14 protein-coding genes and 1 tRNA gene are annotated in these 13,976 nt (G+C 58.9%); 9 read left to right on the forward strand and 6 right to left on the reverse strand.

Going from position 1 to position 13,976, the window contains the following annotated elements; genetic code table 11:
* Positions 1–15: 15 nt before the first annotated feature.
* On the reverse strand, positions 16–1,050 hold the full coding sequence (locus Q0239_RS03050; RefSeq protein WP_298598190.1) for a rod shape-determining protein: 1,035 nt from the start codon (positions 1,048–1,050) through the stop codon (positions 16–18).
* Positions 1,051–1,228: 178 nt separating this feature from the next.
* On the opposite strand from Q0239_RS03050, the gene mutL reads away from it, so the two are divergent.
* A complete protein-coding gene (gene mutL / locus Q0239_RS03055) occupies positions 1,229–3,043 on the forward strand; it encodes a DNA mismatch repair endonuclease MutL (RefSeq protein ID WP_298598193.1) in 1,815 nt (604 codons plus the stop codon).
* Here the strand turns inward: mutL and Q0239_RS03060 are convergent, their stop codons facing one another.
* The 4 genes from Q0239_RS03060 to Q0239_RS03075 are packed head-to-tail and all read right to left on the reverse strand — an operon-like array spanning position 3,044 to position 5,435.
* Positions 3,044–3,505, reverse strand: a complete 462-nt coding sequence (locus tag Q0239_RS03060; RefSeq protein WP_298598196.1) for a MaoC family dehydratase — start codon at positions 3,503–3,505, stop codon at positions 3,044–3,046.
* Positions 3,506–3,518: 13 nt separating this feature from the next.
* Positions 3,519–4,106: a GNAT family N-acetyltransferase gene (locus tag Q0239_RS03065; protein WP_298598199.1), complete on the reverse strand. Its 588-nt coding sequence runs from the start codon at positions 4,104–4,106 to the stop codon at positions 3,519–3,521.
* Between the two features lie 4 nt (positions 4,107–4,110).
* The gene (hemF, locus tag Q0239_RS03070) at positions 4,111–4,968 is read right to left on the reverse strand and encodes an oxygen-dependent coproporphyrinogen oxidase (protein WP_298598201.1); all 858 of its coding nucleotides are present in this window, start codon (positions 4,966–4,968) and stop codon (positions 4,111–4,113) included.
* Positions 4,965–5,435 carry a tRNA (cytidine(34)-2'-O)-methyltransferase gene (locus Q0239_RS03075; RefSeq protein ID WP_298598204.1) on the reverse strand — a complete coding sequence of 157 codons (471 nt, stop codon included), beginning with the start codon at positions 5,433–5,435 and terminating at the stop codon, positions 4,965–4,967. The genes hemF and Q0239_RS03075 overlap by 4 nt, the downstream gene beginning before the upstream one ends.
* Positions 5,436–5,663: 228 nt before the next feature.
* On the opposite strand from Q0239_RS03075, the gene petA reads away from it, so the two are divergent.
* The 7 genes from petA (at position 5,664) to Q0239_RS03110 (ending at position 11,475) form a co-directional block, all read left to right on the forward strand.
* Positions 5,664–6,206 (forward strand): ubiquinol-cytochrome c reductase iron-sulfur subunit, encoded by a 543-nt coding sequence (gene petA, locus Q0239_RS03080; RefSeq protein WP_298598207.1) that lies wholly within the window; start codon positions 5,664–5,666, stop codon positions 6,204–6,206.
* 13 nt (positions 6,207–6,219) lie between these two features.
* Positions 6,220–7,512, forward strand: a complete 1,293-nt coding sequence (locus tag Q0239_RS03085) for a cytochrome b/b6 (RefSeq protein ID WP_298598210.1) — start codon at positions 6,220–6,222, stop codon at positions 7,510–7,512.
* Positions 7,513–7,530: 18 nt separating this feature from the next.
* Entirely contained in the window at positions 7,531–8,364 is an 834-nt protein-coding gene (locus Q0239_RS03090) for a cytochrome c1 (protein ID WP_298598213.1), read from the forward strand.
* 112 nt (positions 8,365–8,476) lie between these two features.
* Positions 8,477–8,550: transfer RNA gene (locus Q0239_RS03095), tRNA-Gly, on the forward strand.
* Positions 8,551–8,706: 156 nt separating this feature from the next.
* Positions 8,707–9,279 (forward strand): calcium-binding protein, encoded by a 573-nt coding sequence (locus Q0239_RS03100; RefSeq protein ID WP_298598216.1) that lies wholly within the window; start codon positions 8,707–8,709, stop codon positions 9,277–9,279.
* A gap of 85 nt (positions 9,280–9,364) precedes the next feature.
* Positions 9,365–10,084 carry a response regulator transcription factor gene (locus Q0239_RS03105; protein ID WP_298598220.1) on the forward strand — a complete coding sequence of 240 codons (720 nt, stop codon included), beginning with the start codon at positions 9,365–9,367 and terminating at the stop codon, positions 10,082–10,084.
* Positions 10,085–10,539: 455 nt separating this feature from the next.
* Complete coding sequence (locus Q0239_RS03110) at positions 10,540–11,475, forward strand: ATP-binding protein (RefSeq protein ID WP_298598223.1); 936 nt, start codon at positions 10,540–10,542, stop codon at positions 11,473–11,475.
* Here Q0239_RS03110 and Q0239_RS03115 read toward each other — a convergent pair.
* The gene (locus Q0239_RS03115; RefSeq protein WP_298598227.1) at positions 11,472–12,680 is read right to left on the reverse strand and encodes a cell wall hydrolase; all 1,209 of its coding nucleotides are present in this window, start codon (positions 12,678–12,680) and stop codon (positions 11,472–11,474) included. The two genes, Q0239_RS03110 and Q0239_RS03115, sit on opposite strands and share 4 nt — an antisense overlap.
* A 262-nt stretch (positions 12,681–12,942) precedes the next feature.
* Here Q0239_RS03115 and Q0239_RS03120 point away from each other — a divergent pair.
* A partial coding sequence (locus Q0239_RS03120) for a 3-deoxy-7-phosphoheptulonate synthase class II (protein WP_298598230.1) occupies positions 12,943–13,976 on the forward strand: 1,034 nt, incomplete at its 3' end.

A 13,976-nucleotide genomic window follows, 5' to 3' on the forward strand; every position in this document is an offset into this window, starting at 1 on the left:
CCCCTTGTTCCGACCTTATGCGGTGAGGAGGACGCCGCGGAAGACCGGGTCTTCCATCGCGCGCCCGGTGCCGATTGCGACGCAGGTCAATGGATCTTCGGCGACGGTCACCGGCAGGCCGGTTTCGTCACGAAGATGTTCGTCCAGACCCTGCATCAATGCCCCACCGCCGGTGAGCACGATGCCCTGATCGACAATGTCAGCCGCCAGTTCGGGTGCGGTGTTTTCCAGCGCGATACGCACGCCTTCGACGATCGTGCCGATGGGTTCGGACAGGGCTTCGGCAATCTGCCCCTGATTGATCGAGATTTCCTTGGGAACGCCGTTCACAAGGTCACGGCCCTTGATGTGGATCGTGTGACCAATGCCATCAGCTGGCGCACGCGCGGTGCCGAAATCCTTCTTGATCCGCTCGGCCGTGGCTTCACCGATCAGCAGGTTGTGATGTCGGCGGACATAAGAGACGATGGCTTCGTCCATCTTGTCGCCGCCGGTGCGGACCGAAGTGGTATAGGCAAGGCCGCGCAGCGAAAGCACCGCGACTTCCGTCGTGCCGCCGCCGATGTCGACGACCATCGAACCGATAGGCTCGGTCACAGGCATGTCGGCGCCAATTGCGGCAGCCATAGGCTCTTCAATCAGGTACACCGCGCTGGCACCAGCATTCGAAGCCGCATCGCGAATCGCGCGACGTTCGACCGACGTCGAGCCCGAAGGCACGCAGATCACGATTTCGGGATAGCTGAACATGCGGGGCTTGCCGTGCACCTTGTGGATGAAGTGCTTGATCATCTGCTCGGCCACATCGATGTCGGCAATCACGCCGTCGCGTAAGGGGCGGATCGCCTCTATGCTGTCGGGGGTCTTGCCCATCATCAGCTTCGCATCGTCGCCCACGGCTTTGACGCGCTTGATGCCGTTGATTGTTTCGATGGCTACCACCGAAGGTTCATTGAGGACGATGCCCTGACCGCGCACATACACGACCGTATTCGCCGTGCCGAGATCGATTGCCATGTCTTGCGAGGCAAACCGGAAAAGCTTGAACATTCTCTAATCTTCCACCCAGAAAGAGGTTTGAGGAATTGCGGGCTGAAATGCCTTTGATGACGGCGCGGCGCAATCGCGTCGCACTACAGGAATTTGCCGTCTTTCAAAACAGCAAAATCGCGCTTCTTCACCATGAAAGGATTCGCTTGAGCGCGGCGCTTGGTCTAGGTGCGCCCAGATGTCAATAAGAAGGCTCCCCGATACGCTCATCAACCGGATTGCAGCCGGTGAAGTGGTAGAAAGACCGGCCAGTGCGTTGAAGGAACTGGTCGAGAATGCCATCGATGCGGGCGCATCGCAAATATCGATCCGGCTGGGCGTGGGCGGGCTGGACCTTGTTGAGGTAACCGACGACGGCTGCGGGATGACGCCGGACGAAATTGCACTGGCGCTCGAACGCCATGCGACCTCCAAATTGCCCGACGACAATATCGATCAGGCGTTGACGATGGGCTTTCGGGGGGAGGCCTTGCCGTCGATTGCCAGTGTTTCGAAATTCACCGTCGAGAGCCGGGTGCGGGGAGGCGATGGTTGGGGCAGGGTTGTTGACCATGGGCAGCTGGTGTCCGAAGGGCCTGCCGCGATACCGCCCGGCACGCGCGTTAGAGTCGAAAATCTGTTCGCCAACATCCCCGCGCGGCGCAAATTTTTGCGCAGCCCGCGCGCCGAATATGCCGCTGCGCTCGATGCCGTGCGTCGGCTGGCGATGGCACGGCCCGATATTGGCTTCACGCTTGAACATGATGGACGGCGGACTTTGGCGGTGCAGCCGGATATGGGCCGTCCCGAACGGGTGGCGGCGCTGACCGCACCTGAACTGGCCGACAACAGCGTGGCCCTCGATTTTCAGCGTGAAGGGATCAGTCTGGGCGGCATTGCCTCGTTGCCCACCTACAACCGCGGGGTTGCCGATCATCAATATCTCTTCGTAAATGGCAGACCAGTGAAGGACCGGTTGCTGGTCGGCGCGGTGCGCGGTGCCTATGCCGAAATGCTGGCGCGCGATCGCCATGCTGTGGTCGCGCTGTTCCTCGATTTGCCTCCCAGCGAGGTTGATGTGAACGTCCACCCGGCAAAGACCGAGGTGCGTTTTCGCGACCCGGCGCTGGTGCGCGGGATCATCGTTTCGGGGCTCCGCCATGCTATCGATCAGGCAGGCTTCCGTAGTGTGCAACGCCCTGCAGAGGCCGCGCTGGCCAACTGGCAGCAGGAACCGGTGCGCACGGCGCAGGGCGATATCTTCGCCGCACCGCCAACCGCCTATCAGGGCAATTATGCCCGCCGCCCGGCCTTTGCCGGACTGTCGGAGTCGCGGTCGAGCTTTGCCGATCTGGCGGCTATTCAGGGAGAAGAACTGGCCCCGTTGATGGGCCGTGCCGAGCCATCGACCGAAGCCGTCCCCGAAGCGGTCCGCCACCCCCTCGGCGTAGCGCGCGGGCAGGTAGCGGCAACCTATATAGTTGCCGAGGCGGAGGATGGGCTTGTCATTGTCGATCAGCACGCGGCGCACGAGCGCTTGGTGCTAGAACGCATGCGCGCGGCGACGGCGCAGGGCAGGGTGGCGACGCAGGGCCTGCTGGTGCCCGAAGTGGTCGAACTCGAAGAAACCGCCTGCGACCGGTTGGAAGCGCGGCTCGCAGAGTTCGCCGATATGGGTCTGGAAATCGAACGCTTTGGCCCTGCCGCGATGCTGGTGCGCAGCGTGCCTGCTCTGTTGGGCACCAAAGACGTCCAAGCCCTTGTAAAAGACCTCGCCGACGATCTTGCCGCCTATGATGAGGCCATCAGCCTGAAAGAACGGCTCGACTTGGTCGCAGCAACCATGGCCTGCCACGGATCCGTCCGCGCAGGTCGCGTGCTGAGCGTCGCCGAAATGAACGCACTTCTGCGCGAAATGGAAGTCACTCCGCGTTCAGGCCAGTGCAATCACGGCCGACCGACTTGGGTGAAACTGGCTCTTGGGGACGTGGAAAAGCTGTTCGGGAGGAAGTGATTACTCGCCCGGAATCTCCGGGTTCCGCACCCTGATCAACCCGGTCGAAACCATCGACATCACCGCAACATCGTCCTGATTAAACACTGTGGTGCGACCGACAAAGCTGCCCATTTCGGGGCGTGATTTTGAGCGGCGTTTGGAAAGGATTTCATTCTCGACGCGCAGCGTGTCGCCCGGATAGACCGGTTTCAGCCAGCGCAGCTCGTCGATGCCGGGCGAACCAAGCCCGGCCTGCTGGTTGACCTTCATATTTTCGACCATCATCCGCATCGCCATCGAACCGGTGTGCCATCCGCTCGCCGACAGTCGCCCGAAATAGGTTTGTGCGGCCGCCTCGTCGCTCAGATGGAAGGGTTGCGGATCATATTTGGTGGCGAATTCGATCACTTCCTCGCGCGTGACTTCATATTTCCCATAGCTGGATTTGGTGCCGACGACGATGTCTTCATAGTGGAGCATGGGAGATCTGGTCCTATTCGATGATCGGAATTTGCGGGGCCGCCTCGCGCGGCAGGTGCCCGGAGAGGCGCGGGTCCGGGAAGGTTTCGAGCTGGCGCTGATAGGGTTTGAAGCCGCTTTTCATATAGAATGATAAGGCGCCCGGCCCATCGAGCGTGCAGGTGTGCACCCATAGCCGCTCCACGCCCTTGCGCGCCCATGCGGCCTGCAGCGCCATCGCCATCAGCCAGCGCCCATGGCCCTTACCATTCAGAGCAGGGATGAGGCCGAAAAAGGCGAGTTCGCATAGGCCGGCTTCGCGGAAGTCGAGTTCCAAAATGCCAACCTCAATCCCGCGCCGGTCGGTCACCGCCCAGATCATGACATCGGGATTGTGGATGGTGGCCACCAGCTCCTCGTCCGCCATCACCAGTCGTGAGAACCAGAGCCATGGCTCCCCCACGCGGCGGTAGAGCAGGCGGTATTTTTCGAGGGCAGGGGCTTCCCACCGTTCGAGCCGCAATTCGCCCGCCGGCATCGGACGCAAGGGTGGGCGCTCGGTCATCTCGAGCGAAGTGACGATGGCGGCGATATGGCCGTCGGGAATCGGGGAATAGGCCAAGCCGCTATTCCCAAACCACTTCGGGCGGCAGGCTCATCAAAATTGCGTCGACGTTACCGCCTGTCTTGAGGCCGAATGTCGTGCCGCGGTCATAGACAAGGTTGAACTCTGCATAGCGCCCGCGCCAGATGCGCTGCGCCTGCTTTTCAGCCTCGCTAAATTCCTGCCCCATCCGCTTGCGGACGATCTTCGGGAAAATGTCGAGAAAGGCTTCCCCCACATCGCGGGTGAAGGCGAAATTGCGTTCGAATAGCGTGTCATTCTCACATTCGAGATGGTCGTAGAATATCCCGCCGACGCCGCGATGCACCTGACGATGCGGGATCCAGAAATAATCGTCGGCCCATTGCTTGTACCGTTCATAAACTTCCGGTCCATAAGGCGCGCAAGCGGCGCGCAGGCGGGCGTGGAACTCTTCGGTGTCCTCGTCATAGGCGATGGGTGGGTTAAGGTCCGCACCGCCACCGAACCAGCGTTTGGTGGTCGCGAGGAAACGGGTGTTCATGTGCACAGCAGGCACATGCGGATTGGCCATATGTGCGACCAGGCTGATACCGGTTGCAAAAAAGCTGGGGTCTTCCGCCGCGCCGTGGATTGTCTGGGCGAAATCGGGGTTGAACGCGCCGCCGACGGTCGAAACGTTGACGCCGACCTTTTCAAAGACCTGGCCCTTCATTACCCCGCGCACCCCGCCGCCACCGGGCGAGCCGTCATGATCGGTGCGATCCCAGGGCAGATATTCAAAGCTGGCATCGGACCCGGCCTCACGCTCGATGGCCTCAAATTCCGCGCAAATGCGGTTTCGCAGCGTTTCGAACCATTCGCGGGCGGTGGCTTGCTGGACGTCGAGGGTCAACGTCATGGCGTCTTCTCCATTGGCAATTGCCCTGTTTGGCGCAGGGCTTCCGAAAGCGCGATGCCAGCCGAAACGGCAACATTCAAGGAGCGAAATCTGGGTTGCATCGGAATCCGTATGCGCAGGTCGCACGCAGCATGCACATCTTCAGGAACCCCGGCGCTTTCGGAACCAAAGAGCAAAATGTCATCGGGATGGAAGTTAGTGTCAAACAGCGAAGTCGAGCCCTTGCTGCTCATCAGCGCTATTCGCCGGCCTTCGACTTTTGCGGATTGGGCAAATGCCTGCCAGTCGGCAAAACGCTCTACCTCGACGGCTTCGGCATAATCCATACCCGCCCGTTTCAGCGCCTTGTCTGAAAAAGGAAAGCCGCACGGCTCGATGATTGCACAGGGCACACCAAGGCAGGCACTCAGGCGCAAAATCGTGCCGACATTTCCGGCGATGTCGGGCTGGTAGAGGGCAATTTTCAAGGTAGGTTCCGTTTTTTGCAACTTATACACAGGCGAATGACACATATTGGCCAATTTCCCGGTTGGCAAATCGGGCGCAACGCGTCTATGAGGCCGCGGAATCACAGTTGGCCTACAAGCCAGACTGTGCAAGAATGACAAGAATATAGGGGTTAACCGCGCGGCAGTCTGCCGCTTCAAAGCGGAGTTTGAGGGCGAAACATGGCTACGGTCGAACAGGCGGAAAGCATGACAGAAACAGTTGCCGAAGATGGCGTTCGCCGTCGGGATTTCATTCACATTGCTGCAGTTAGCTGGGCAGGCGTTGGTGCCGCTGCAGTTGCCTTGCCGCTGTTGAACCAGATGGGGGCCAGCGCCGATGTCCGCGCGCTTGCCTCGATCGAGGTTGACGTGGCCGCAATCGAGCCCGGTCAGGCGATCAAGACCAGCTGGCGCAAACAGCCGGTTTTCATCCGTAACCTGACCCCGGCCGAAGTTGCTGATGCAAACAAGGTTGCCGTCGGCACGCTGCGCGATCCGCAGACGCTGGCCGAACGCACCAAGCCGGGCAAGGAAAACTGGCTGGTCACCATGGGCGTCTGCACCCACCTTGGTTGCGTGCCGCTGGGCGCTGCGGCGGGTGAAGTAAAAGGCGAATTTGGCGGCTATTTCTGCCCTTGCCACGGTTCGCACTATGATACTGCCGGTCGCATCCGCAAGGGTCCGGCGCCGCTGAACCTGCAGGTTCCCGAATTCGCATTCATTTCCGACACAGTCGTGAAAATCGGTTGAGGAGCGCACCGAAATGAGTTTCCCCTGGGCCAACGAATATAAGCCTCAGCATCCGGTGATGCAGTGGGTCGATGAACGCCTGCCGCTCCCCCGCTTTGTCTACAACGCCATCGGCGGCGGCTATCCCGTTCCGCGCAACCTGAATTACTGGTGGAATTTTGGCGTGCTTTCGGGCGTCGCGCTGATGATCCAGATCATCACCGGCATAATCCTTGCCATGCATTATTATGCAAGCATCGATGGCGCGTTCAACAGCGTCGAGCATATCATGCGCGACGTGAACGGTGGCTGGTTCATCCGCTATGCGCATATGAACGGCGCAAGCTTCTTTTTCATCGTGGTCTACATCCACATATTCCGCGGGCTTTTCTACGGTTCGTACAAGGCCCCGCGCGAAATGGTGTGGTTGCTCGGCGTTGTAATATTCCTGCTCATGATGGCTACCGGCTTCATGGGTTATGTGCTGCCCTGGGGCCAGATGAGCTTCTGGGGTGCGCAGGTTATCACCGGTTTCTTCTCGGCCATTCCGGTCGTGGGTGAGCCATTGCGCCAGTGGCTGCTGGGTGGATTTGCGCCCGATCAAGCCGCGCTCAACCGCTTCTTCTCGCTGCACTATCTGCTGCCCTTCGTCATATTGGGTGCGATCATCCTGCACGTATGGGCGCTGCACATCCCGGGTTCGTCGAACCCCACCGGCGTTGCGGTGAAGGCGGAAAGTGACACGGTTCCTTTCCATCCCTATTACACGGCAAAGGACGGTTTCGGCCTCGGCCTGTTCCTGATTGCTTTTGTACTCGTCACCTTCTTTGCGCCGAATATGCTGGGCCATCCAGACAATTATATTCCGGCTAACCCGATGTCGACGCCTGCGCACATCGTTCCCGAATGGTATTACTGGCCGTTCTACGCGATCCTGCGCGCCTTCACCGTGGACTTTGCGATCCCCTTTACCGGTATCGTGATCATCCCGGCAAAGCTGATGGGCGTGCTGGCAATGTTCGGTTCGATCCTGCTGCTGTTCTTCCTGCCCTGGCTCGATACCTCACCGGTGCGCTCGGGGAAGTATCGCCCGCTGTTCCGGAAGTTCTTCTATGTATTGGTATTCAATATCGGGGTCCTAGGTTTCTGCGGTGTGATGCCGGCCGAGGAGCCCTATGTGATGCTCAGCCAGCTTGCCGCGGCCTACTACTTCGCGCACTTCCTGATCATCCTGCCGATTGTGTCGCGGATTGAAAAAACCGCGCCGCTGCCGAACTCGATCACCGAAGCGGTCACCGGCAAACCGCTCGAAACTGCTGCTGCCTAACAGGGAAAGAATAGCATCATGGTCCGTCTTATCGCTGGTCTGGTCGGCTTGTTCTTCAGCGGAATGCTGCTGATCTCGTTCGTCACGGGTGCCTATACTGCAGTTACCGAGCCTGTTGCGCCGACTGTAGAATCGCAATTCCACAAACATCCCAAGAAGGTGTCGTTCAAACATGACGGCCCCTTCGGTTCCTATGACAAGGCGCAATTGCAGCGCGGTCTGAAAGTGTATGCCGAAGTTTGCTCGGCTTGCCACAGTCTCAACCAGGTTGCTTTCCGTAACTTCGAAGATCTTGGCTATAGCGAAGATGAAGTGAAGGCGATTGCCAAGGGCTGGAAGACCGAGGTTCCCTCGATTAATCCGGAAACCGGTGAGCCTGCCACTCGCCCGGGTCTGCCCTCGGACAAGATTCCTTCGCCCTATGCGAATGAAACAGCAGCGCGTGCCGCCAACAACAATGCGCTTCCGCCTGATCTTTCGCTGATGACCAAGGCTCGCCACAATGGCCCTGCCTATGTCTATTCACTGCTTACCGGCTATCAGGCTGTTCCGGCAAATCTGCCTAAGGAAAGCCGCCCGGGCACCGGCCTGCATTACAATCCTTATTTCGCCAACCTGAACCTTGCGATGGCCCCGCCGCTGACCGGCGACGACCAGGTGACCTTTGACGACGGCACAAAGGCGACCAAGGACCAGATGGCAACGGACGTTGCGGCCTTCCTTACGTGGACAGCCGAACCGAAGATGGAAGCACGCAAGACTGCAGGTTGGGCGTCGCTGATCTTCCTGATCATCTTCACCGCACTGTGCTATCTGTCGTACCGCACCATCTGGGCTGACAAAAAGCATTGAGACTGATTTAGTGAAAAGCCCTGCAGCGCGCGATCGCTGCGGGGCTTTTCATTTGCTGCATATCTATTGACCGGCGCGCGCCGCAATGGCATTAGCGCGGCCACCGGAGCGGGCGGGTATAGCATAGTGGTAATGCTCTAGCCTTCCAAGCTAGCTAGAGGGGTTCGATTCCCCTTACCCGCTCCAACTTTACCAACAGTTTTGCCGATCCCAGCCGCTTCTGCGGCTGTTACCATTTGCGACAAATTCGTGCGCGCATCGGATAGTTCTGCGACCTTTGTTTCCTAAATAGCAGGCAACCGGCCATAGCGGCTCTATGGACAGACACGAAGGTCAAGTGACATGAAAAAGAAACTCCTCATTGGCGGCGGCGCGGTTGCGACTGCTGCAATCGCCGCAGCGGTAGCCTTTGCCGCCCCCGGTCAGATGGGCAAAGCAGACACCAATGGTGACGGTTTGCTCAGCAAGGCTGAAGTAACTTCGATGGCAAACACCCATTTCACCAAGATGGATGTCAACGCCGACGGCCAGATCAATGCCGCAGATCGTGAAGCCAAGCAGAAAGCAAAGTTTGGCGAAATGGACTCCGACAAAAATGGCAGCATCAGTGAAGCTGAATTCACCGCTGCGCATGCCGCACGCATAGCAGAACGTGGCGAACGCGTTGAAGGCAAGATGGGGCGTCGTCACGAAGGTCGTGGCCATCACGGTGGCCGTCATGGCGGCGGCATGAAGATGCTCAAAATGGCCGACAGCAATGGCGACAAGACCATCACCAAGGCAGAAATGATTGCTGCAATTGATGCCCATTTCGCCAAGGCAGACAGCAACAAGGACGGACAGATTTCAAATGCCGAGCATGATGCCATGCGCAGCGCGATGCGCGAACGCATGAAGGCAGCTGCCACAAACTAAGCCTCCTTCCCTGTTAGCGGGGCGGCATTGCCCCTATTACGCCGCCCCGCTTCCCCTTTGCAGATTGGCGCGATAGTAACAGCCGATGCCCAAGACCCGCCCGCATATCCTGTTGGTCGACGACGAACTGTCGATCCGCGATCCTTTGGCGCGTTATCTGGAGAAACAGGGCTATCGCGTGACCGAGGCGGGCAATGCAGCCAATGCGCGCGAAGCACTCAAGGGTTATGATATCGACGTTGTACTGCTCGATATCATGATGCCGGGCGAAGATGGCCTCAGTCTGACGCGTTTCATCGCCGAAAATGGCGGGCCACCGGTTATACTGCTTACCGCACGCTCTGAAGAAGCTGACCGCATTGTCGGCCTTGAAATCGGTGCGGACGATTATGTCGTCAAACCATTCTCTCCCCGCGAACTGGTGGCGCGTATCAAGGTCGCTCTCCGTCGCACCAACGGAGCGCCGGCTGCCAATGGCAATGGCGGTATCATCTGGACCTTTGACGGTTGGGAGTTGAAGACTGCCGAGCAGCAATTGTTCGATCCGCAAGGCGCACTCGTTCCCTTGTCATCGGGTGAGTACCGTCTGCTTGAGGCCCTGATCGAGCGGGCAGGGCAGGTGCTCAATCGCGACCAGTTGCTCGACTTGACCAAGGGGCGCATCGCCGGGCCGTTTGATCGCGCGATCGACAACCAGGTCAGCCGCCTGCGCCGCAAGATCGAACCGGATTCAAAGGATCCCAAATATATCAAGACAATCTGGGGCGGCGGCTATCGCTTCTCGGTCGAAGTGCAACGGAACTGACTGTGACCAGGGGGCTTCGCTTTTTTCCGCGCAGTATGACCGGCAGGATTATGTTGGTGACTGCCTTTGGCCTGTTGCTCGTCCAAGGAATTAACACTGCGATGCGATACCAGATGCTCAAGGGTCGGGCAGTGGTTGAGGCATCATCACTAATGGTTGCGGTAGCATCCAATAGGCTTGATTTTGGCTCGGTTGAACCAGTCAACAGATTGGGAGGCCGGCCCTCGGTCAGAACGATCAGGGCACAGGGACCTCTGAATACGCCAGGATTCCACAGTACCGAAGAATTGGCCGAGCGCCTCGCCATGCATTTGCAATCTGTCTATCCGGAAATCCAGTCGGTGCGTTTGTCTGTTGGACCGGCCTCTGCGCTGCCGGACGATCTTAAACCCAGGCCTCATACTTATCGTAGTGCTCCTGAACAAAAATGGCGCGCAAATTCCAGTCGAGGAGAAGTGGCTCTGCTCAGCGTCAAGCTGGCCGACGGTAACTGGCTCCACTCGGCCGCACGGGTAAGGACGCGCAACATTCTTCCACCGCTGGCGCTTCTTATCGAGACCGGGCTGATCTACCTCGGCGTGATGATCCCATTGTTGCTCGTCATTCGCCAGATTTCCAAACCGTTGCGCCAACTCAACCTGCGTCTCGAGCATGCGGGGTTGGCGAGCGGCGCGCCCCCGCTTGAGCCGCAAGGTCCCGACGACATCCGTAGTTTGATCGACAGTTTCAATACGGCCGAGCAGCGTGTGAATGCGATGTTGACCGAAAAGGACGTGATGTTGGGTGCGATTGGGCACGACCTGAAGACGCCGCTGGCATCGCTGCGTGTGCGTATCGAGTCGGTCGATGATGAGGATGAGCGGAGCAAGATGGCAGCCACAGTTGAGGAAATGGTGCAGATCCTCGACGATATCCTGATTCTCGCCCGGCTTGGAAAATCGTCTGAAACACCAGTTCTGACCGACATCAACGCGTTGGTCGAAATGGTGGCGGGTGAGTTGGACAACGATGATCGGCTGTCGGGGAAGGACAGCGCCGAAAAATGCCGCGCAACCGTCCGTCCGGTGCTGCTGCGCCGGGCCTTGCGCAACCTGATGGGCAATGCCTTGCAATATGGAGGCAAGGCGCAAATCAGCACGATATGCAATGGCGACCACGTACTTGTTACAATCGAGGATGAAGGCCCCGGACTGGCTCCCGACCAGATGGTGCAGATGTTTGAGCCCTTTGCCCGCGCTGAAACATCACGCAACCGTGCCTCGGGCGGAAGTGGCCTGGGGCTGACCATTGCCCGCGCCATTGCAAGGGTGCATGGCGGCGACATAGTGCTGGAAAATCGGGTCGAAGGTGGGCTGCGAGCTACCTTGTGCCTCAGCCAGAAAACGGGCTAAATTCCGCTTGGCTGCTTTTTCCAGCTGCCGCTTGCCTGATATTCGCTTTTGACATTGCCATCGCCGGGCAGGTTACCACCCCCGAAGCTGGCGTCGCCGCCCTGCGCGCGCGCGTTCGCAGAATAGTCCGGCGCAGTGTAGCTTGGCGCAAGTGCGGCGCGATAAGGTGCGATGTCGTTATAGGCCGCAGCACCGGTGGCGTTACTGGCCAGACCTGACTTGGCGATAGCGTCGGCCTCCGCCTTCATCCGCAGCGCGGCGAATTCGCGTTCATATTGCTGCTGCAACTGGATCGGATCAAGCAGGGGCAATTTGTCAGCCGTCCACACCCTTGGCTTCGGCCCGGGGAAGGGTTCACGGCCAGCATGGCTGCGGAAGAATGCAGACGGGCGCCCGGCACTGCCTTTCCAGCTATAGAAACGGTGCGCACCGATGGTGCCGATGAAATTCAGGCTCGGGGCCCAATAGGGATAGACATAGGTCGCGTGATAGTGTGTCGCCATGCCGACGGGCGCATAAACCGAGCCCGAAAGCGCATCCATCGCAACACGCTGTGCCCGCAACCAAGACGGGCGGGCAGGGGTGCGCGCCATCGACCCGTCGCAGCTATAGCTGAACTGGCAACCGGTAGCGCGTTCCGACCCCTGATAAATGACGCCGCAAACGCTGTTCGGATAGGTCGGATGCCGCATGCGGTTGATGATGACCTGCGCGACGGCGCGCTGGCCTGCGTCAGGTTCGTTCGCAGCTTCGTAATAGATTGCATCGGTCAGGCACTTCAGCGCGCGGCCATAATCAACCGTTCCCGCCTTCATCACGAACGGCGCGGTCGCTGCGTTTGTCGCGAATGCAGAGAGATCGGCCTTTGCAACCAAAGCCGATGTTTCGGGGGGAATACCCGATACCGATTTTGTCAATTTGAGTTGGGGCGCCGCGGGGGCGTTCACATCGGGATCAAGGAAGAAAAAGGCTGAGCCAGAGAAATTTTCGTCAGCCCGTTCGGCAGCATCTGCCAGCAAATCCTTGGTCGATGGTTCGCTCGGAACACTCCACGCCCACTGGGCCGAGCTAGGTAGCAATGCCAAAAGCAGAAAGGCTATCACCACAAGCACAACCTCACGCCAGCCAAACAGGCGCCGTTGGCGCTTGGCAGGTGCTTGCCGTTTTTGCGGTGCGCTGTCTGTGTGGAACGGCTGATGCAGCATGTTTGTGACTAAAGTTATACCCCTGTAACGAGTCGCCTATAGGCGCAACGGATTACAATCTGGAGTGCTAATTTTGCCCTGTTTCATCGCGGGACGCGCAGAAAGCCTTGGATTAACGTGACATATTTTTACGGCGCTTGTAAAAAATTGTGCAGCGCAGCAACAAACTTGCGTTTGGAACGGAAATAGGCGCTTTTGCTTGCACCATCGTTGGCAACACGCCTAGAAGGCCGCCCGCAATAGACTTAGTGGAGTAATCGAGATGGCGGCGAATTGGACGCCCGAAAGCTGGCGCAACCATGACGGCAAGCAGATGCCGACCTATCGTGACCAGGAAGCACTGGCCGCGACGGAAACAACGCTGCGCAACTTTCCGCCGCTGGTATTCGCGGGTGAAGCGCGCAACCTGACTTCGGAACTTGCCGATGTGGTGGATGGCAAGGCGTTCCTGCTCCAGGGTGGCGATTGTGCGGAGAGTTTTGCCGAATTCCACCCGAACAACATCCGCGATACGTTCCGCGTGCTGTTGCAGATGGCTGTCGTCCTGACCTTTGCCAGCAAGCTTCCGGTAGTAAAGATTGGCCGCATGGCAGGTCAGTTTGCCAAGCCGCGCTCTGCCGATACCGAAGTGATCGATGGCGTCGAGCTGCCTAGCTATCGCGGCGACATCATCAACGACATTGCATTCGAATCCGTCGCGCGCGAGCCCGATCCCGAACGTATGGTCAAGGCCTATAGCCAGGCTGCGGCCACGCTGAACCTGCTTCGCGCATTCAGCCAGGGCGGCTATGCCAACCTGCAACAGGTTCATGCCTGGACGCACGATTTCATGGGACGTTCGCCATGGGCGAAAAAGTTCAAGGATGTGGCCGACCGTATTGGTGAGGCGCTGGCCTTCATGGAAGCCTGCGGTATCACCCCCGAAACCGTTCCCCAGATCAAGGGCACCAGCTTCTACACCAGCCATGAAGCGCTGCTTTTACCCTATGAGCAGGCGATGACGCGGCAGGATTCGCTTACCGGTCAATGGTACGACACCTCGGCGCATATGCTGTGGATTGGCGACCGCACCCGTTTTGAGGGTTCGTCGCATGTCGAATTCCTACGCGGTATCGGCAATCCGATTGGCATGAAGTGCGGGCCGAGTCTGGAGCCGGATGCGCTGTTGCGGATGCTCGATACGCTGAATCCGGCGCGCGTTCCAGGGCGGATGACGCTGATTACGCGCTACGGCCATGACAAGATCGAGGCCGGTTTGCCGAAGCTGGTGCGTGCAGTGCAGCGCGAAGGCCATCC

It is taken from the genome of uncultured Sphingorhabdus sp., assembly GCF_937872355.1.
GTDB lineage: Bacteria > Pseudomonadota > Alphaproteobacteria > Sphingomonadales > Sphingomonadaceae > Sphingorhabdus_B.

Bases quoted from the DNA above. Each gene is read 5' to 3' on its own strand.
- Q0239_RS03050 (WP_298598190.1), bottom strand. From the start codon at position 1,050: ATGTTCAAGCTTTTCCGGTTTGCCTCGCAAGACATGGCAATCGATCTC.
- mutL (WP_298598193.1), top strand. From the start codon at position 1,229: ATGTCAATAAGAAGGCTCCCCGATACGCTCATCAACCGGATTGCAGCC.
- Q0239_RS03060 (WP_298598196.1), bottom strand. From the start codon at position 3,505: ATGCTCCACTATGAAGACATCGTCGTCGGCACCAAATCCAGCTATGGG.
- hemF (WP_298598201.1), bottom strand. From the start codon at position 4,968: ATGACGTTGACCCTCGACGTCCAGCAAGCCACCGCCCGCGAATGGTTC.
- petA (WP_298598207.1), top strand. From the start codon at position 5,664: ATGACAGAAACAGTTGCCGAAGATGGCGTTCGCCGTCGGGATTTCATT.
- Q0239_RS03085 (WP_298598210.1), top strand. From the start codon at position 6,220: ATGAGTTTCCCCTGGGCCAACGAATATAAGCCTCAGCATCCGGTGATG.
- Q0239_RS03090 (WP_298598213.1), top strand. From the start codon at position 7,531: ATGGTCCGTCTTATCGCTGGTCTGGTCGGCTTGTTCTTCAGCGGAATG.
- Q0239_RS03100 (WP_298598216.1), top strand. From the start codon at position 8,707: ATGAAAAAGAAACTCCTCATTGGCGGCGGCGCGGTTGCGACTGCTGCA.
- Q0239_RS03105 (WP_298598220.1), top strand. From the start codon at position 9,365: ATGCCCAAGACCCGCCCGCATATCCTGTTGGTCGACGACGAACTGTCG.
- Q0239_RS03115 (WP_298598227.1), bottom strand. From the start codon at position 12,680: ATGCTGCATCAGCCGTTCCACACAGACAGCGCACCGCAAAAACGGCAA.